Genomic DNA, 20,012 nt, shown 5'->3' with positions numbered 1-20,012 from the left:
ACTCGATCAACACCGCGGCGACGGCGCAACCACAATGTCCGCCACTGCCACGCTCCGGCATCAGTCGTCGCGCTGGATGCGTTCCTGACGCTCGTGACGTTCCTGCGCCTCGATCGACAATGTGGCGATCGGCCGTGCCATCAGGCGTTTCAAGCCGATCGGCTCGCCGGTTTCCTCGCAATAGCCGTAGGTGCCGCCTTCGATCCGCGCCATTGCCTGATCGATCTTGCCGATCAGCTTGCGCGCGCGGTCGCGGGTGCGTAACTCAAGCGCGCGGTCGGTTTCGACGCTGGCCCGATCGGTGATGTCGGGCTCCAGAATACCGCCCTCCGAAAGACTGGCGAGGGTGCCGTTCGCTTCCATCAGCAGATCGTGCCGCCAGCGTAGCAGCCGTTGGCGAAAATACTCGACCTGCATCGGATTCATGAATTCTTCATCGTCACTCGGTACATAATCCGGGGCGAGAGTGATCAGCATGATTATGAGTCTCTCCAACGAGTCGGCCAGCCGGGGGTCGCCATCGGCCGCGCGCAGGCGGCTTATAGCTTCGGCCCTGCCTGACGCCAAGAGCCATGCTGCGGCAATTCACCGAGCCGTCATATTTGGTCACGCCGCGCAAGTTCCACCTTGGCGCGCAGCCGGATTGCCACAATGATCTGGCGCAAAACCGGGTCGGCAGGCTCGGTCATGGTCGCGATGGCGTCGTTCAGCGCGGCGAGCGCGGCACCGCCATCCTCGCTCAGGGTGGCGATCTGGATGGCGCCCAGGGCGCCGAGCACGCGCTCGCCGCCGCGCCGTGCCGAGCGGTCGCGGTGCTGCGGGCAGGTATCCTCCTGCAGCGCGATCAGCCCGGCCGGAATGACCGCCGACACCGGGCCCGCCGATGCCGTGGCGGGCTGGCGCGGCGTGAAACCGGCGTTGGCGGCTCTGGCGGCCGTGCCGCCGGACCGGACCGGAGCGACCCCGGACAATGCTGAAACCCGTGTCATGCCAACTCCTCGAAGCGTTTTGCGCGTTTTGCAATTTTGCCGACGAACGCATGTTTAGCTGCAAAGTATTAACTTTTTACTGCGATAACCGGATTTGTGAGCACAATCGTATCATCGCAGCCCGCCCCATCCCGGCCGATCCTGCGGCGCTTCGGCCTGATGGTCATCGCCGGCGTGTTGGCCATATTGCCCCTTGCCAGCATCGGCACGGCGCGGGCGCAGGTCCGTATCAAGGACATCACGGATATCCAAGGCATCCGCGATAACCAATTGATCGGCTACGGGCTGGTGGTGGGGCTCAACGGCACCGGCGATTCGCTCAACAACGCGATCTTTACCCGCCAGTCGCTGATCGGCATGCTCGAACGCCTGGGCGTCAACACCGAAGATCAAGCCGCCAGCCTGCAAACCAAGGATATCGCCGCGGTCATGGTGACGGCCAATCTGCCGGCGTTTTCCCACAGCGGCGAACAGATCGACGTCACCGTTTCAGCCCTGGGCGATGCAAAGGACCTCACCGGCGGCACCTTGCTGGTCACCCCGCTGCTGGGCGCGGATGGCCAGGTCTATGCCGTGGCGCAGGGCTCGCTGGTCACCGGCGCGATCAAGGCGAGCGGTGCCAATTCCTCCTTCACCCAAGGCGTGCCGACGGTCGGCCGCATCACCAACGGTGCCATCGTCGAGCGGTCGGTCAATTTCACCCTCGCCACCCAGACCGATCCGAAACTCGAATTGCGCAACCCCGATTTCACCACCGCCGAACGAATCGCGGACGCGATCAACACCGATCTGGGGCCTGGCATCGCCACGATGGACGATCCGCGAACCATTACGCTCGACCTGAAAGGCCGCAACGTCGTCAGCGACCTGGCCGCGATCGAGGATCTGAAAGTGGAGCCGTCCTCACCGGCGACGGTCGTGGTCGATGAAGCCACCGGCACCATCGTGATGGGGGCGGATGTGCGGATCAGCACGGTCGCCATCGCGCAGGGCAATCTGACCGTGCAGGTCACCAACACGCCGGTGGTCAGCCAACCGGGCCCGCTCTCCAACGGGCAGACGGTTGCGACCGCGCAAACCACAATCTCGGTCAAGAAAGGCAAAGGCAAGAAAATGGCAATCGTCAAAGGCAGCGTCAGTCTGCGCCAGTTGGTCAGCGGGCTGAACTCCCTCGGGGTCGCACCCCACGACATGATCAGCATTCTCCAGGCGATCAAGGCGGCCGGCGCGCTGCAAGCCCAGTTGATCGTGCAATGAGCGGTACCATCGGATCGGTCCCGATCCTGCCGCCGGCGACCCGCACGATCCCGGCAGCGCGCACGACGGATGCTACCGCGCAGAAATTCGAAGCCATGGCGATCGCCCAGTTTCTGAAACCGATCTTCGAGACCATGGGCAAGGCCGATGCCCCGTTCGGCGGCGGCACCGCCGCTCGACAGTTTCAGCCCTTCCTGATCGATGCCATCGCCAAATCGATGGAAGCGCGCGGCGGCCTCGGCCTCACGCCGATGATCGAAACCACCTTGGCCGGCGAACAGGCAAAACAGGGCCCCGCACCGGCGTTCCGCATGTCGACAGGAGTCAAAAAATGATCACCAAATCCCCCGCCAAAATCGTCCCGCCACCGGAACCCTCACCGCTGCTCGATGCGGTGACCACCCTCACCACAGTGCTTGAGGCGGAAAACAAAGCATTGCGCCAATCGGATTTCGGTGCCAGCGGCGCGCTCGCCGATGCCAAACGCCTTGCGATCGTTTCGCTCGAAAGCCTCACCCATCATCAACCGCCCTCGCCACGCCTGATGCCGGAGGCGCTGCACCGCCGGCTGGACAGCGCGATCGAGCAGAACCGCCTGTTGCTGCGCCGCTCGATCGACACGCAGCAACGCGTCATCGCGACCATCCTGCAAGCGATCGACCCTGAACCGCTCGACGGCCATTATCCTGGCCACAACGGTGCCGAATCATCCCACCGGAATACAGCGCCGGTCGCGCTGACGCTGCGTGCATAACCGCCCAAGCGGCCAATCTCTGGTCACTGTCGGCGCGCTATGGCATGGCCAATCTCATGCGTCTCATTCTGATCACGATCGCGCCGTTCGAATCCGTCTCCGGCGCATCGTTCTACCATCGCCGCCTGCTCGCCGCCTGGAACGACATGGGCGGCACCGCCGAGGTGATTGCCTTGGCGTCACCACCTGCGCCCGATTTCGCCGAGCGGTTCGATCCATCAGCCTCGATCATCGTCGAAGGTGCCGCGTTCGAATACGCGGAGGCCATCATCCCCGCGCTGCAGGCACGCGGAGCCGTCGCCCTGATCCATCACCCAACGGCGCTGGAACCTGGCACGCCCGAGCCGCGCCGCCGCGCGCTCAAGGCGCTCGAACTGTCCGTGTTGCCCGGTTTCCGCAAAGTCATCGCGGCCAGCGCGCCGATCGCGGAGCGCCTTACCCAGGAATTCGGCGTACCAGCCAACCGGCTGCATGTTCTGGTCCCCGGCACCGATCACCAGACCCGCCGCCCGATCGATGCCGATGCGCCGTTCGGCGCGCCCTGCACCATTCTGTCCCTTGCGACCCTCACCTATCGCAAAGGCCATGATGTCCTGCTGAAAGCCCTCGCGACCCTCACCGACCTCGACTGGCGTCTGATCCTGGCAGGCGAACCGCGCGATGAAACCTATGCTCACAGCCTCGATACGCTGATCGAGCAAGCCGGCCTGTCCGGCCGGGTAGAGCGACACGGCGCACTCGAAGGTGCTGCCCTCGATACCGCTTGGGCGCGCGCCGATCTATTCGCCCTGGCAACCCGATTCGAAGGCTTCGGCATGGTGATCGCCGAAGCGATGGCGCGTGGCCTGCCCGTCGCCATCACCGATGGCGGTGCCGCCGGCAGCCTCGTTGCAACCGGTGCCGGAATCGTCGCCCCGGTCGATGATGTCGCCCAACTCGCAAAAGCGCTCCGCCGGCTGATCTTCAGCCCTGCGCTGCGCGCCGAAATGGGCGGCATCGCCTGGGCCCACGCCCGCACGCTACCGGAATGGCCGGATCAGGCCGCGGCGCTGCGCGACATCATCGCGCACTGACCGTCCAGGCACCCGCGCGTCATGCCACGCGCTCCAGCAGCCGTTCGACGCGGTCTTCGAACGCGCTGAAGGAAAACGGTTTTCTCAACAGTTCGACCCGCGGCCCGGTCACGACACGGGCGGCATCGCTCCCGGCACTCAGCCCGGTGATGAACAGCACCGGCAACCCCGGCCGCAGCGCATGCGCCGCATCGACCAGGCAGCGCCCGTCCATCGCCCCACGTAACCCGATGTCGGAAATCAGCAGATCAATCCGCCCGGATGCGGACAGCACGTCGAGCGCCGCCGCGGCATCGGGCGCCTGCACCACCGAAAAGCCGAGCCCCTCGAGCATTTCGGCCAGCAGCGCGCGCAAATCGGGCTCATCGTCCACGACCAAAATGACGCCCTCGGCCCCGCGCTGCGGCGCCTGCGTGGCGGAATCCGCCCCGTCGATCGCATCGGTAGCGGTTTCACGTGGAATGAACAGGCGGACGATCGTCCCCATGCCCGGCCGGCTCTGTAATTCGACGTGACCGCCGGATTGTTTGAGAAAACCGTAAATCATCGACAGGCCAAGCCCGGTGCCCTGGCCGCCCTTCCTGGTGGTAAAGAACGGATCGAACGCCCGCGCCGCCACGTCCTCGGTCATGCCGCAACCGGTGTCCATCACCGATACCACGACATACGCTCCGGCCGTGTGGGCAGCACCGGCACCTGGTATATCGAGCGTCCGGTTACACGCCTCGATCGTCAGGCGTCCGCCGTCCGGCATCGCGTCACGCGCGTTGATCGCCAGATTGAGCAGCGCGTTTTCCAGCTGATGATGGTCACAGACCGCGGTGCCGACCGCAGGGTCGCACCGCGTCCGCAGTTCGATCGCCGGGCCGACCGTGTGGCTGAGCAATTCCTCGATGTCGAGCAGGAACCCTGGGATGTCGATCACCGTCGGCATCAGGGATTGCCTGCCCGAAAACGCCAGCAGCCGTTGCGTCAGCCCCGCAGCCCGGCTGGCGGCACTGCGCGCCCCGGCCAAATAGGATTCCGCCGATGTCAGATCACGCTGCGCCAGACGCGTCGTGAGCATATCGAGATTGCCGATAATACCGGCCAATAAATTATTGAAGTCATGGGCAATCCCGCCGGTCAACTGACCGATCGCCGCCATTTTCTCGCTCTGGCGCAAGCCGGACGCGATGCCCTCACGCTCGCGCACGCGCGCGGTCGTTGCCATGATCACCGCGAACACGCCATCGACGCGGTTCCCGTCTGCCATGATCGGCGTATAGCTGATATCGATCCCGCACCGCTGCGCCGCCGCCAGTTCAGCCGTGCCAAGCGCGGAGTCAGACAACAGCACCGCCTCGCCCCGGCCGACGCGCTCGATCACCGACCGGCAGAACGATGCGTATTCCGGAAACGCGTCCGCCACGGCCATGCCGAGCGCCCGCGGATGCCGCGTACCGATCAGCGCCGCGTAAGCGTCGTTATAGACCAGAATCCCGGTAGACCCCAGGAGCAGGGCAATCGGGGCGTGTGACCGCAACGCCAAATCGACGGCGCAGCAACGCGCGGCCGGCCAATCATGGCGCGCACCCAACACCGTCGCGCCCCAATCGAACGCGCTGATCAGGCTGCGCGTATCGGAGCCCGGCGTAAGTTGGCTATGATCCATGTTGTGGCGGTCCAGATTCGCAACAAAGCTGCACCTGACGGTCCGATCCATGCTGAGACGCCAATGGCCTGAGACAAGTCACGCAGCCTGCTCAGGCTCATACCAGAAATCATTCCCAGTAGATTAACTTTTGGTGATTTCACCCGGTCGATGCAAGAGGACGGTTGAAGGACAGCCAGAAATTTATCGCGCAGCGCGTCGCCGATCGCGCAAGCTGGCTCAAATATGCAGAGCCCGCCCATCAACCGCGAGCGCCGCCTCTTTCACCGCCTCGTTCAGCGTCGGATGGGCGTGGCTGGTCCGGGCGATATCCTCGGCCGAAGCGCCGAACTCCATCGCCAGCACCAGCTCCGCGATCATCGTGCCGGCATCGGGCCCGATGATATGCGCGCCCAGCACCTGGTCGGTCGTCTTGTCGGACAGGATTTTGACGAAACCGTCAGTGTCGCCCATCGCGCGCGCGCGCCCGTTCGCCATGAACGGAAACTTGCCGCTCTTGTACGCCACGCCCTCGGCCTTGAGCTCTTCCTCGGTCTTGCCGACCGAGGCAACCTCCGGCCATGTGTACACCACGCCGGGGATCGCCCCATAGTTGACATGCCCGGCCTGCCCCGCCAGCAATTCCGCCAGCGCAACGCCCTCTTCCTCGGCCTTGTGGGCCAGCATCGCCCCGGCGATCACATCGCCGATCGCGTAAATGCCTTTGACATTGGTGGCGAAATGCCCGTCGGTCTTGACCCGGCCGCGCTCATCGGTCGCAACGCCGACACCATCCAGCCCCAGCCCCTCGGTATGCGCCCGCCGGCCGATCGCGACCAGCACGACATCGGATTGCAGCGTTTCCGCCGCCCCGCCCTTGGCCGGTTCAAGCATCAGAGTCACGCCGGCATCGGTCTTGGTTGCACCGGTCACCTTGGTGCCCAGCTTGAACTTCATGCCGAGCTTGGTCAGAATTTTCTGAAAACTGGTCGCGATCTCGCCATCCATCGTCGGCACCAGACGGTCGAGATATTCGACCACCGTCACCTCGGCCCCCAGCCGGCGCCAGACGCTGCCGAGTTCCAGCCCGATATAGCCACCACCGATCACCACCAGATGCTTCGGCACCGACGCCAGCGCGATCGCGCCAGTCGAGGTGACGATGCTGACCTCATCGATCTCCACACCAGGCAGCGGCACGCTCTCGCTACCGGTCGCGATGACGATATGTTTTGCCGTATAATCAACGCCTTCAACAGTAATCATATCGGCGGACTTGAACGCTGCCGCCCCCTTCAGCCAGGTGATCCTGTTCTTCTTGAACAAAAACTCGACGCCCTTGGTATTGGCGCCGACCACCTCGTCCTTGTGCCCCATCATTGTCGGCAGGTCGAACGAAACCTCCTTGGCCATCACCCCATGCTGCGCGAACCCATGCAGCAGCGCATGATAATTCTCCGAGGATTGCAGCAACGCCTTCGAGGGAATGCACCCGACATTCAGGCATGTTCCCCCCAGCGTCGCCCGCTTCTCGACGCAGGCAACCTTCATCCCCAGCTGGGCGGCCCGGATGGCGCACACGTAACCGCCGGGGCCGGCGCCGATGACGATGAGGTCGAACTGGTCTGGCATTAGGTGAAATCCTTTAGGAAGCAGTTCTTTTTTGTAAAAAAGAACCAAAAAACTTTTATTAGTTCAGCTCGTGCCCCGGGATGGCCTTTGCCGAGGCACGATGCTCACGAGCGATCGTCGGGCTAGATCTCCAGCATCAGCCGGCGCGGATCCTCGATGCTCTCCTTCACCCGCACCAGGAACGAAACCGCCTCGCGCCCATCGATGATCCGGTGATCATAAGAGACCGCCAGATACATCATCGGCCGGATTTCCACCTTGCCGCCGATCGCCATCGGCCGATCCTGGATCTTGTGCATCCCCATGATCGCCGATTGCGGCGGGTTCAAGATCGGCGTCGACATCAACGAGCCGAACACGCCGCCGTTGGTGATCGAGAACGTACCACCCGAAAGCTCATCGAGCTTCAGCGCCCCATCGCGCGCCCGCTTGCCGAACCCGGCAATCGCCGCCTCGATCTGCGGAAAACTCATCTGATCCGCATCGCGCAGCACCGGCACCACCAGCCCGTTCGGGCTGCTGACGGCAATGCCCATGTTCACGAAGTTCTTGTAGACAATTTCGTCACCGTCGATCTCGGCATTGACCGCCGGAAACTCGCGCAGCGCGGCAACGCACGCCTTGACGAAAAAGCTCATGAAACCAAGGCGCACACCCTTGTGCTTCTTCTCGAACGCGTCCTTGTATTCCGAACGCAGCGCCATCACCGCCCCCATGTCGACCTCGTTGAACGTGGTCAGCATGGCGGCGTTGTTCTGCGCCTCCTTCAGCCGCGCCGCGATGGTGCGGCGCAGACGGGTCATTTTCACCCGCTCCTCGCGCACATCCTCGGTACGGGGCGCCTTCGGTGCCGCAACCGGCTTTTCGGCCGGCTTGTCGAGAAACGCGATCACGTCGCCCTTGGTGATCCTGCCATCCTTGCCCGAACCATCGATCTGGGCCGGCGCAACCTTGGTCTCGGTCATCATTTTCTGGGCCGCCGGCATCGGCGCGTGGCCGCTGCGGGCAACCGGGCCAGACGGCGGCGGCGGCGCGGTCACGCCGGCCGGCGGGTTGGCCGCGGGCTTCGGCTCGGCCTTGGCAGGCGCGGCAGCCGCACCATCACCGGCACCGATCGTGCCGAGCAGCGCGCCAACTTCGACCTCCGCCCCCTCATCCGCCGCAATCGCCTCGATCGTACCGGCCGCCGGGGCATTGACCTCCACCGTCACCTTGTCGGTTTCAAGCTCGACGATCGCCTCGTCCCGCTCGACCCGCTCGCCGACTTTTTTAATCCAGCGCGCAACCGTCGCGGTCGTGACGCTTTCGCCCAGAGTCGGGACCTTGATTTCGGTGGACATACTTCTGCCTCTCCTGTCGGCGTATCAGACGCCGAGTGCCTGCTTGACCAGAGCCGCCTGTTCGGCAGCATGCGTTTTGGCAAGACCCGTCGCCGGGCTCGCCGCCGATGTGCGCCCGACATAGACCGGCCGCTTCGCCTTCATCCCATCGCCCAGGCATTCGAGCACGTGCTCGATCCGCCGGTCGACGAAATGCCAGCCGCCCATGTTCTCGGGCTCCTCCTGACACCAGACGATCTCGGCATTGCCATACATTTCGATCGCGGCTTTCAGCGCCTTTTTCGGGAACGGATAGAATTGCTCCAACCGCACGATCGCCACGTCCGCAATGCCGCGATCACGCCGTTCGGCCAGCAGATCGTAATAGACCTTACCCGAACAGATCACCACGCGCCTGACCTGCTCGGCCGACCCGATCGCATCGATCTCGGCAATCACGGTGCGGAACGCCGAGCCGTTGCTCATCTCATCGAGCGTCGAGACCGCCAGCTTGTGCCGCAGCAGCGATTTCGGCGTCATGATGATCAGCGGCTTGCGGAAATTGCGCTTGAGCTGGCGGCGCAGCGCGTGGAAATAATTTGCCGGCGTGGTGATGTTGCACACCGCCATGTTGTTCTCGGCGCATAATTGCAAAAACCGCTCCGGCCGCGCCGATGAATGCTCCGGCCCCTGCCCTTCATAACCGTGTGGCAACAGCATCGTCAGGCCGGACATGCGCAGCCATTTGCTCTCACCGGCCGCGATGAACTGATCGATGATCACCTGCGCGCCATTGGCAAAATCGCCGAACTGGCCTTCCCACAGCACCAGCGTGCGCGGATCGGCGACCGAATAGCCATATTCGAACCCGAGCACACCCGCTTCGGACAGCAGCGAGTTGAAAATCTCGATCTTCGCCTGATCGTCGCGAATGTTGTTCAGCGGCACGTATTCATGCTGGTTCGACTGATCGACCAGCACGGCATGGCGCTGGCTGAACGTGCCGCGCTGGCAATCCTCGCCGGACAGCCGCACCCGATGACCTTCGAGCAGCAGCGAGCCGAAGCCCAGCGCCTCGCCGGTCGCCCAGTCGATCCCGGCCCCGGTCTCGATCGCCTCGCGCTTGGCCTCAAGCTGGCGGATTATTTTGGGGTTGAGGTCGAAATTTTCCGGCGGCGTCGCCAGTGCATGACCGATCGCGCGCAGATTTTCGAGCGAAATCGCGGTCGGTTCCTCGGTCTCGCCATCCTCGTCGCGCGATGAATTCAGCCCCGCCCAATGGCCTTCCAGCCAATCTGCCTTATTCGGCTTGTAGCCGGAGGCCGCCTTGTAGGCGTCCTCAAGCGTGGCGACGAAATCCTGATGCATCTTGTCGGACTCGGCGGTGCTCACCGAACCCTCGGCGGCCAGACGCTCGGCATACAGTGTGCGCGTCGTCTTGCGCGCCCGGATCGCCTGATACATCAGCGGTTGGGTGAATGCCGGCTCATCGGTCTCGTTATGGCCATGGCGGCGATAGCAGACCAGGTCGATCACCACGTCCACCGCGAATTGCTGGCGGAACTCGGTCGCCAGCTGTGCTACAAAAACCACCGCTTCGGGGTCATCCCCGTTCACATGCAAAATCGGCGACTGCACCGATTTCGCCACATCGGTGCAATACAGGCCCGAATACGCATGGGCCGGCACCGTGGTGAAGCCGATCTGGTTGTTGACGACAATGTGAATGGTGCCACCGGTCCGGTAGCCGATCAGCTGGCTCATCGCGAGCGTTTCATACACCAGCCCCTGGCCGGCAAACGCCGCATCGCCATGCATCAGTACGCCCATCACAGAGCGCCGGCCGCTGGTATCGCCCGCCATATCCTGCCGCGCGCGCACCTTGCCGACCACGACGGGATCGACCGCTTCGAGATGCGAAGGGTTCGGCTGCAGCGATAAATGCACCTGCTGACCATCGATCGACACGTCGGTCGACGTGCCGAGATGATATTTCACGTCGCCGGAACCCTGCACCGCATCCGGCTTGAAGCTCTCGCCGCCGAATTCGGAGAACAGCGCGGTGAACGGTTTCTTGACGATATTGACCAGCGTGTTCAACCGGCCGCGATGCGGCATGCCGATCGCGATTTCCGAAACCCCGTCACGCGCCGCGGTCTCGATAATCCGGTGCAGCGCCGGAATCGTGCTCTCCGCCCCTTCGAGACCGAACCGCTTGGTCCCGACATAGCGGCGCTGGCAGAAGGTTTCGAACCCTTCCGCCTCGGTCAGGTGCTGCAACACCTTGCGCTTGCCCTCAGGCGACAGCGCGTTGCGCCAGGGCGCGCCTTCGATGCGGCGCTGGATCCAGGATTTCTGCTCCGGGTCCTGAATATGCATGAATTCCACGGCGATCTTGCCGCAATAGCTCTCGCGCAGAATACCGATGATCTCGCGCATCGTCGCGGTCTCGCGGCCGAGCACCATGTCGATGAAGATCGGCCGATCCATGTCGGCCTCGGTAAACCCGTAGCTTGCAGGGTCGAGTTCCGGATGATGTCCAGGCCGTTTCAACCCCAGCGGGTCCAGATCAGCCTCAAGATGCCCGCGCACGCGATAGGCGCGGATGAACATCAACGCGCGGATCGAATCGATCGTCGCCTGGCGCGACACCGGTGCGGATCCTGTCTCCGCGGTCGTCGGTACCGTCGTGAAATCATTCGGCCGCGGCGCCCATGACGCACCGACCGCGTCGCTGAGCACCGATTTTGCCTCGTCGCCGAGCGATGCGAACAATGCCGCAAAATCCGGATCGACACTGTCCGGCGCGCTCACCCAGCGCGCATAAAGATTGGCGATGAAGGCCGCGTTACCGCCGTTCATCGCCGTGGCTAAAATATCGACACCCGCCATATCAACTTCCTTCAACCGAAATCGGTCCGCCGCATTAGACCCGCCCGAAAGCGGAACCCGTCATGTGTTGGGCATACATGAGCGGATAGACATAGGTCACTTACCGCGCCGCTTGCACCGCTGCTTCACTGTGCAGGGATGCTTGCGGCGCATGTATCGGCAGTTTCGCCGAAAAGTTAATCAATCATCCAGCCTGCGGTCCATTATGCCCGCAACGCCTTCACCATGGTCGAACCGAGCGAGGCTGGGCTGTCGGCCACATGAATACCCGCCAGCTTCATCGCCTCGATCTTGGCACCCGCGGTGTCCCGCCCACCCGAAATCACCGCACCGGCATGGCCCATGCGCCGCCCCGGCGGTGCCGTGACACCGGCAATGAACCCGACCACCGGCTTCTTCACCCGGTGACGTGCCAGAAACTCCGCCGCATCGATCTCACTCTGGCCACCGATTTCACCGATCATGATCACCGCCTCGGTTTCATCATCGGCCAGAAACATTTCCAAAACCTCAATGAAATCGAGTCCCTTGACCGGATCGCCGCCGATCCCGACACAGCTCGACTGGCCAAGCCCCGCCGCCGTGGTCTGCGCCACCGCCTCATAGGTCAGCGTCCCCGAGCGCGAGACGATGCCGATCTTGCCGCGCCGGTGGATATGACCGGGCATGATCCCGATTTTGCACGCATCCGGCGTGATCACGCCCGGGCAGTTCGGCCCGACCAGGATCGATTTCGAGCCGGACAGCGCCCGATGCACCCGCACCATGTCGAGCACCGGAATGCCCTCGGTGATGCACACGATCAGGCCGATTTCGGCATCGATCGCTTCGAGAATCGCATCGGCCGCAAACGGCGGCGGCACGTAAATCGCGCTGGCATCGGCCTGCGTCGCGTGTTTCGCCTCGGCCACGGTGTCGAACACCGGCAAATCCAGGTGCCGCGTGCCGCCCTTGCCCGGCGTCACGCCGCCCATCACCTTGGTGCCATAGGCAATCGCCTGCTCGGAATGGAACGTGCCCTGCGCCCCGGTGAACCCTTGGGTGATCACGCGGGTTTCGGCATTGACCAGAATAGCCATTATGCGGCCTCCTTCACGGCGGCCACAATCTTCTGCGCGGCGTCAGCCAGGTTGTCGGCCGCGATGATCGGCAGGCCGGATTTCGACAATATGTCCTTGCCGAGTTGCACATTGGTGCCTTCGAGCCGCACCACCAGCGGCACCGAGAGCGAAACCTCGCGCGCCGCCGCCACCACACCCTCGGCGATCACGTCGCAGCGCATGATGCCGCCGAAAATATTGACCAGAATACCCTCCACGTTCGGATCGGACAGAATGATCTTGAACGCCGCGGTTACCCGCTCCTTGGTCGCACCGCCGCCGACATCCAGAAAATTGGCCGGCTCCGCGCCATACAGCTTGATGATATCCATCGTCGCCATCGCCAGTCCGGCGCCGTTGACCATGCACCCGATCGAGCCTTCCAGCGCCACATAATTCAGACTGTGCTTGGCCGCTTCGAGTTCCTTGGGGTCCTCCTCGGCCTCGTCGCGCAGCTTTTCGAGATCGGGATGCCGATACAGCGCGTTGTCGTCGAACGTCACCTTGGCATCGAGTGCGACAATCTCGCCCGAACCGGTCACCACCAGCGGGTTGATCTCCACAATCGCGCAATCGAGTGCGATGAACGCCTTGTACATGGCGGCCACGAATTTCGCGAAGGATTTCTGCTGCGTCGCATCCAGCCCCAAGCCGAACGCCAGCTTGCGCGCATGAAAACTGGAAATCCCGCTCGCCGGATCGACCGCGACGCGCATGATCTTTTCCGGATGATGCTCGGCGACTTCCTCGATCTCCATGCCGCCCTCGGTCGAGGCCATGATGACCACTTCCGACACCGAACGATCGACCAGCAGCGACAAATACAACTCGCGCTTGATGTCGCACCCGGCCTCGACATACACCCGCCGCACCACGCGCCCGGCCGGACCGGTCTGCTTGGTGATCAGCGTATGCCCCAGCATCGCCTCGGCCGCCGCGTTCACCTCATCGGCCGATTTCGCCAGTCGCACGCCGCCCTTGCCCTCGGGATCATCCTTGAAATGCCCCGCACCGCGCCCGCCGGCGTGGATCTGCGATTTCACGACATAAACCGGTCCGGGCAGTTTCGCCGCCGCCTCGGCCGCCTCCTCGCCACTCCAGGCAACATGCCCGTCCAGCACCGCGACGCCATAGGATTTCAGAAGTTCCTTGGCCTGATATTCATGTATGTTCATGGGATTCCTGTACGGTGGTCATTCGCCTGTCATCAAAAAACATTCGCCGGTCGTTATATCTGCTCATGCCTTGGACCCGTCGGAGAGCGGCCTAGACCAAGCCGCCGCGCCGTGCAACCGGGCATGCTCACTGCAGATGCGCGAGCGCGAAATACGCCTCGCTGCGCATTTCCTCGAGCCGCGAAACCGTGCGCTCGAAAATCGAAACCCCCTCGCCGGATGTATAAAGCTGCGCCGGTTCCGCCGCCGCCGAGGCGTACAGCTTGACCCGATGCTCATACAGCGCATCGATCAGCGTGATGAACCGCCGCGCCTCGTCGAAATTATCGGGCGACAGCGCGGGAATCGCATCGATCAGCACAGTGTCATAATGCGTCGCCAGCGCCAGGTAATCGCCCGACCCCAGCGCCTGCGCGCACAAAGCCGAGAAATCGAACCGCGCGACACCGTTGGCCGCCAGCGGCACCGGCAATTTGCGTCCGAACACGGTCAGCGCCTCCGGTTTCGGGGCCGCGCCATCGGTCAGGCGCGCGAACAATTCATCGAGCATCCGCTCCGCGCGGCGGTCCGCCGGCACGTACCAATTCCGCACGCCGCGCACACGCGCGCGGCGGTAATCCTTGCCGCCATCCAGCACCAACACGTCGAGATGCCGCTTCAGCAGCGCGATGAAGGGCTTGAAGTTCTCATACCCAGGCTTGTTCTTGTACAAATCGTCCGGCAGCGTGTTCGAGGTCGCAACCACCACCACCGCGCGGGCAAACAACGCCTCGAACAGCCGGGCCAGCATCATCGCATCACCGATGTCATGCACCTGGAACTCATCGAAACACAGCAGCACCGACTCGGCCGCGATGATTTCGGCCAGCGTCGTCATCGCATCCGACTCGGGCGCCTCGGTCCGCAGCCGATGCAGCCTTGCGTGGGTTTCCTGCATGAACTCATGAAAATGCACCCGCCGCTTGCGCGGCACCGCGGCGGCATCGAAAAACATGTCCATCAGCATCGATTTGCCGCGCCCGACATCGCCGACCAGATACAGGCCCGAAGGATAATCGTCCGGCACCTCATCCACCCGCTTCTTGTTCAGCAGCCGGCCCAGCCAGCCGTTCGGCGGTGCCTTCGGGTGCGGATCATAGCCGCGCAACCGCCCCCACAACTCGTGCAGCCGCTCAGCCGCGCGGCGCTGCACCGGGTCCGGCAGGATCGCGCCGGCATCGATACGGGCACGATAGGCCGACATCACATCGTCTGCGCGCCGCTCTGTGACTTGATCGAGCATGAGCCGCGTCGCTACGCTTTTTCATGCCGCAGCGCAACATATCCGCGGGTAATTTCAGGGATGGCAGGATCGCAAGGCAAGCATTTCTTTTTTGAAAAAAAGAAACAAAAAACTTTTGTTGCGATAGCGCGCAGCCGTTTTCACCAGCACCAACCCAGCTCAAGAAAGTTTTTTTGCTTCTTTTTTTTCAAAAAAAGAAGACTCTTCCCTCCCCGCCTCCCACCCCCGTAAAATCCCCAAAAACGCCGCCACCGCCCGCGACCGATATCGGTCGACATGCTGCACCGCAAAAAACGCCCGCGGCGGCAAGCTCACCGGCACACGCACCACGGTACCCGCCGCAATCTCGCTCTGGCAGACCAGCGCCGAAACGATCGTCGGCCCCGCCCCCGCCACCGTCGCCGCCATGATCGCCTCGTTCGACGGCAACTCGATCACGATATCAACCCGCTCCCGCGCCACGCCGAGCGACTCCAGCGCCCTGAAAAATACTGCCCTGGTGCCCGAGCCATCCTCGCGCACCACCCACTGCCCGGTGGCCAGATCATCAGCATTCAACCCCTCGCGCGACGCCCAGGGATGCGCGGGGCTGACAATCATCACCAGCGGATCGGTCGCGATCAGTTCGGTCGCAAGGTTGGGTTCCGTCACATCATCGCGCGGCCCCTCGATGAACCCAAGCTCGATCCGCCCCTGCAAAATCGCCCCGATCACCTGCGCCGAATTACCAACCGATACCGCCAGCGCCACCCCCGGATACGCCCGATGAAACGCAACCAGCCGCGCCGGCAACAAATGCCCCGCAATCGTCTGGCTCGCCATCACCGCGAGCCGCCCGCGCGCCAGCCCGGTGAACTCGCGCATCGCCAAGGCCGCCGATTCCGCCCGTGCCAGAACCCCCGCCGCCTCCGCCGCCAGCAACCGCCCGCCCTCGGTCAGTACAATCCCGCGCCCGACCCGGTGGAACAGCTTGGTGCCGAACTCGCGCTCCAACGCCGCAATCGCGCCCGAGGCCGCCGACTGCGTCATCCCCAGCACCTCCGCCCCGCGAGTCACATGCTCGTGCTGCGCCACCACCGTGAAAATCCGCAACTGCTCCAACGTCATGCGCCATCATGCACAGACTCGCCCCAGCCCGACAACGACGAACGCAGCGGCTGATCCTACCCGATCGTCATCAGGCTCGCGTTACCGCCGGCGGCGGCGGTGTTGGTGCTGATCGATTGTTCGGCGAACAGGAATTCGAGCGGATAATCATCGCCCGCCGCCTCACCGCATACAAAAATCGGCACGATCGCCCCCGGGCGCGCCGCAACCTCGCGCTGCAAAACGCTCAGGGTCCCGGCATCGCCCTCGAACAGCACCGCCGCAATCGCCGCATCGAGCGGATGGGCAGGGTCGGCCAGGCGCGCCCGCGCGGCGTGTTCCGCATCGAGCGCCTCATCGCACAGCACCAGCGGGATCGTACCGGTAGCAAGGCAGCAAGCGATCTGGCGTGCCGCACCCGCCGCCGTCGCCGCGCGGCACAGCACGATGCCGCGCGGCCGCAGCCGATACAGGTTCTGCTCACCCACCGGACCGGGCAATTCGCGCGATCGGGTCGATCCAGCATCGAAGCGCGGGCGCACCGCCAGCAGCCGCCGCAGATAGAGCGGCCCGCCCGCCTTGGGTCCGGTGCCGGACAGGCCATGACCGCCGAACGGCTGCACACCGACGACGGCGCCGATGATGTTGCGGTTGACGTACAGGTTCCCGGCAACGATCCGCCCGGTCACCTGTGCGATCGTCTCATCGATCCGGCTGTGAATGCCAAAGGTCAGGCCATAGCCGAGCGCATTTACCGCATCGATCATCCCATCCCGCGCGGCGGCGGCAAACCGCACCACATGCAGCACCGGGCCGAACACTTCGGCCTCCAGCACGGCGGGGTCGGGAATTTCGATCAGCGTGGGCGCAACAAACCAGCCGCCCGTGGCCTCGCCGGGCAATTGTGCCGAAAAACAGGGAAAGCCGCGCCGCGCCATGGCAGCGATATGCGCCAAAATCGTCGCCCGCGCCGCCTCGCCGATCACCGGGCCGATGTCGCTCGCCAAACGGTCCGGGTTGCCGATCGTCAGTTCGGCCATCGCCCCTTTCAGCATGGTGAGCAGCGCATCGGCGATGTCGTCCTGCACCAGCAGAATCCGCAAGGCCGAGCAGCGCTGCCCGGCCGAATCGAAGGCGGAGGCAATGATATCGCCCACCGCCTGTTCGAGCAGTGCCGAGGAATCCACCAGCATGGCGTTCTGGCCGCCGGTCTCCGCGATCAGCGGAATCGGCCGCCCCGCGGGGTCGAGCCGCTGCGCAAGCGTCGCCTGGATCGCCCGCGCCACCGCCGTCGAGCCGGTGAACATCACGCCGCGCACCCGCGCATCCGCGACCAGCGCAGCACCCACCGCGCCATCGCCCGGCAGCAGCGCAACCGCGCCCGCCGGCACGCCGGCGGCACGCAGCAACCGCACCGCTTCGGCTGCGATCAGCGGCGTTTCCTCGGCCGGTTTGGCGAGCACGACATTGCCGGCGGCAAGCGCTGCCGCCACCTGACCAATGAAAATCGCGAGTGGAAAATTCCAAGGGCTGATCGCCGCGACAATGCCGAGCGGCCGATGGGTGGCGTTATCGAACCCGTCACTGATCTCCGCCGCATAATAGCGCAGAAAATCGACCGCCTCGCGCACCTCGCCGATCGCCGCCGGAATCGTCTTGCCGGCCTCGCGCACGATCAACCCGATCAGATGCCCGAGCCCCTGTTCCAGCAAATCCGCAGCCCGCAGCAGGCATTGCGCACGCTGGTCCGGCGGGGTCACCTGCCAGATCGGCGCGGCGAGGCTGGCTTGCACCAGAGCCGCCTCGATCGCGGCTGCGCTCGAATCGATCACGCAGCCCGGTTGATCGGTGAAATCGGCCGGATTGCGAATGGCGCGCTCGGCATCATCCGCCGCCGCCGCATCGGGTGCGGCGCGCCAGACGGTATCGAGGCTCGCAAGCAACGCGGACGACAACGAGCCAAGCCGCTGCTCGTTGGACAGGTCAAGCCCCGCCGCATTGCGCCGCACGGCGCCGAACAACGCCCCGGGTGCAGCGATCTTATCATGCGGCGAACCGAGCGGCACGATCTGCCGCGCCTGCGTCACCGGGTCGGCCAACAATTCCTCGATCCGCACCCGCTGATCGGCGAGTTTGTTGACAAACGATGTATTGGCGCCGTTTTCCAGCAGGCGGCGCACCAGATAGGCGAGCAGCGTCTCATGCGTGCCGACCGGCGCATAGATCCGGCACGGCACGCCGAGCTTCCCGGCCCCGACAACCTCGTCATACAACGCCTCGCCCATGCCGTGCAGGCACTGGAACTCGTACTGCCCGACCGTGAAATCACCCCCCGCCATCGCATGAATACTAGCGAGCGTCAGCGCATTATGGGTCGCGAACTGCGGAAAAATATCGCTCGCCGCGCCGAGCATCTTGCGCGCGCAGGCGAGGTAGGAAAGATCGGTATGGATCTTGCGCGTATAGACCGGAAAATCCTCCAGCCCCTCCATCTGCGCCCGCTTGATCTCGGAATCCCAATAAGCACCCTTGACCAGCCGCACCATCAGCCGATGGCCACTCCGGCGCGCCAGATCGATCAGATGATCGATCACGAAAGGCGCGCGCTTCTGATACGCCTGCACCACGAACCCGATGCCGTTCCAGCCGGCGAGCCCGCGCTCGAAACACAGCATCTCCAGCAGATCGAGCGAAAGGTCGAGCCGGTCGGCCTCTTCGGCGTCGATGTTCAGGCCGATGTCATAGCGCCGCGCCAGCAGCGCCAGCGCCGCAAGCCTTGGCCCGAGTTCGTTCATCACCCGCGCGCGCTGCGCCCGGCCATACCGCGGATGCAGCGCCGACAGCTTGATCGAAATGCCCGGACCCCGATACAGCCCGCGGCCGCCCGAAGCCGTGCCGATCGCGTGGATCGCCTGTTCGTAATCCCTATAGTAGCGCGCCGCGTCCGCCGCCGTCAGCGCGGCCTCGCCCAGCATGTCGTATGAATACAAAAACCCGCGCGCCTCACGCTTGCGCGCATTGGCGAGCGCTTCGGCGATGGTCTGGCCCATCACGAATTGCTCGCCCATCAGCCGCATCGCGATATTCACCCCGTGCCGCACGATCGGCTCGCCACCGCGCGCCAGCAGCCTGCTCAACGCCGAGCCCAGCCCGGTTTCGCTCGCGGTCGCGGTAAGCTTGCCGGTCAACAACAACCCCCAGGTCGCGGCATTGACGAACAGCGACGGGCTTTCACCGATATGCGTGCGCCAGTTGCCGCCGCCGATCTTGTCGCGGATCAGCCGATCCCGCGTCGCCGCATCGGGAATTCGCAGCAGCGCCTCCGCCAGGCACATCAGCGCAACGCCCTCCTGGCTGGACAAAGCGTATTCCTGCAGCAACGTCTCGACCAGGCCGGCACTGCGCCGCGCGCGCAGCGTGGTGACGAGTGTGCGCGCCGTGTCCCGCGCCTGCGTCTCCCGTTCCGGGCTCAACGTCGCGGCATCGATCAGCGCGGCCACCGCTTCGGGTTCCGGCCGGCGATAAGCCGCGGTAATGGCCGCGCGCAGCACGGTCTGCGGCTGCACATCCTGCGCGAACTCCAGAAACCGCACGCCGGCCGGCCCGGCATCGAGCGCCTCACCGCGTTCCAGCCGCTCCAGACCCGCCATGATCACCTGCTTCATCAAATGATGCGGCGTCCGACCCTGCGCTTCGGCCATGCTGCGCAGGCGGGCGCGCACATCGTCGTCCAGTTTCACGCCCATGGTCGAGACTGCCATCGCGCCGCTCCGTTCTTTGGGTTAACCGCTCTGGATGTCAGGGTTAACCATATAGAAAA

Annotated in this window: 15 protein-coding genes; 4 read left to right on the top strand and 11 right to left on the bottom strand. The window is 64.2% G+C overall.

Annotated elements, in window-relative coordinates; all coding sequences use genetic code 11:
• Positions 1-60: 60 nt before the first annotated feature.
• Together dksA and BW994_RS07070 are read right to left on the bottom strand one after the other, a co-directional pair.
• On the bottom strand, positions 61-474 hold the full coding sequence (dksA, locus tag BW994_RS07075) for an RNA polymerase-binding protein DksA (protein ID WP_175612098.1): 414 nt from the start codon (positions 472-474) through the stop codon (positions 61-63).
• Between the two features lie 122 nt (positions 475-596).
• Complete coding sequence (locus BW994_RS07070) at positions 597-989, bottom strand: flagellar assembly protein FliX (protein WP_029310973.1); 393 nt, start codon at positions 987-989, stop codon at positions 597-599.
• Between the two features lie 159 nt (positions 990-1,148).
• On the opposite strand from BW994_RS07070, the gene BW994_RS07065 reads away from it, so the two are divergent.
• Genes BW994_RS07065 through BW994_RS07050 form a run of 4 tightly spaced genes read left to right on the top strand, consistent with a single transcriptional unit; the run spans position 1,149 to position 4,073 of the window.
• Positions 1,149-2,246 carry a flagellar basal body P-ring protein FlgI gene (locus tag BW994_RS07065; protein WP_051657199.1) on the top strand — a complete coding sequence of 366 codons (1,098 nt, stop codon included), beginning with the start codon at positions 1,149-1,151 and terminating at the stop codon, positions 2,244-2,246.
• The gene (locus BW994_RS07060; protein WP_035228212.1) at positions 2,243-2,581 is read left to right on the top strand and encodes a rod-binding protein; all 339 of its coding nucleotides are present in this window, start codon (positions 2,243-2,245) and stop codon (positions 2,579-2,581) included. Before BW994_RS07065 ends, BW994_RS07060 begins: the two co-directional genes overlap by 4 nt.
• Entirely contained in the window at positions 2,578-3,000 is a 423-nt protein-coding gene (locus tag BW994_RS07055) for a hypothetical protein (protein WP_051657189.1), read from the top strand. The genes BW994_RS07060 and BW994_RS07055 overlap by 4 nt, the downstream gene beginning before the upstream one ends.
• A gap of 56 nt (positions 3,001-3,056) precedes the next feature.
• The gene (locus BW994_RS07050) at positions 3,057-4,073 is read left to right on the top strand and encodes a glycosyltransferase family 4 protein (RefSeq protein WP_029310977.1); all 1,017 of its coding nucleotides are present in this window, start codon (positions 3,057-3,059) and stop codon (positions 4,071-4,073) included.
• A 19-nt stretch (positions 4,074-4,092) separates the two neighbouring features.
• Here the strand turns inward: BW994_RS07050 and BW994_RS07045 are convergent, their stop codons facing one another.
• From BW994_RS07045 to putA, 9 genes are all read right to left on the bottom strand, one after another.
• Positions 4,093-5,727 (bottom strand): ATP-binding protein, encoded by a 1,635-nt coding sequence (locus tag BW994_RS07045; RefSeq protein WP_051657190.1) that lies wholly within the window; start codon positions 5,725-5,727, stop codon positions 4,093-4,095.
• Between the two features lie 219 nt (positions 5,728-5,946).
• A complete protein-coding gene (gene lpdA, locus BW994_RS07040; protein WP_029310979.1) occupies positions 5,947-7,338 on the bottom strand; it encodes a dihydrolipoyl dehydrogenase in 1,392 nt (463 codons plus the stop codon).
• A 122-nt stretch (positions 7,339-7,460) separates the two neighbouring features.
• Entirely contained in the window at positions 7,461-8,678 is a 1,218-nt protein-coding gene (odhB, locus tag BW994_RS07035) for a 2-oxoglutarate dehydrogenase complex dihydrolipoyllysine-residue succinyltransferase (RefSeq protein WP_029310980.1), read from the bottom strand.
• Positions 8,679-8,702: 24 nt separating this feature from the next.
• Entirely contained in the window at positions 8,703-11,549 is a 2,847-nt protein-coding gene (locus tag BW994_RS07030) for a 2-oxoglutarate dehydrogenase E1 component (RefSeq protein WP_029310981.1), read from the bottom strand.
• A gap of 203 nt (positions 11,550-11,752) precedes the next feature.
• Positions 11,753-12,628 carry a succinate--CoA ligase subunit alpha gene (sucD, locus tag BW994_RS07025; RefSeq protein WP_029310982.1) on the bottom strand — a complete coding sequence of 292 codons (876 nt, stop codon included), beginning with the start codon at positions 12,626-12,628 and terminating at the stop codon, positions 11,753-11,755.
• A complete protein-coding gene (gene sucC / locus BW994_RS07020) occupies positions 12,628-13,824 on the bottom strand; it encodes an ADP-forming succinate--CoA ligase subunit beta (protein ID WP_029310983.1) in 1,197 nt (398 codons plus the stop codon). Before sucC ends, sucD begins: the two co-directional genes overlap by 1 nt.
• Positions 13,825-13,951: 127 nt before the next feature.
• Positions 13,952-15,106: a cell division protein ZapE gene (gene zapE, locus BW994_RS07015; protein WP_029310984.1), complete on the bottom strand. Its 1,155-nt coding sequence runs from the start codon at positions 15,104-15,106 to the stop codon at positions 13,952-13,954.
• A gap of 159 nt (positions 15,107-15,265) precedes the next feature.
• Positions 15,266-16,213 (bottom strand): LysR family transcriptional regulator, encoded by a 948-nt coding sequence (locus tag BW994_RS07010; protein WP_051657191.1) that lies wholly within the window; start codon positions 16,211-16,213, stop codon positions 15,266-15,268.
• Between the two features lie 56 nt (positions 16,214-16,269).
• Entirely contained in the window at positions 16,270-19,953 is a 3,684-nt protein-coding gene (putA, locus tag BW994_RS07005) for a trifunctional transcriptional regulator/proline dehydrogenase/L-glutamate gamma-semialdehyde dehydrogenase (protein ID WP_029310986.1), read from the bottom strand.
• Positions 19,954-20,012: the final 59 nt, after the last annotated feature.

It is taken from the genome of Acidiphilium rubrum, assembly GCF_900156265.1.
Classification (GTDB): domain Bacteria; phylum Pseudomonadota; class Alphaproteobacteria; order Acetobacterales; family Acetobacteraceae; genus Acidiphilium; species Acidiphilium rubrum.
The sequence above is the reverse complement of the archived record's forward strand: the minus strand, read 5'-3'. Positions and strand labels throughout refer to the sequence as shown.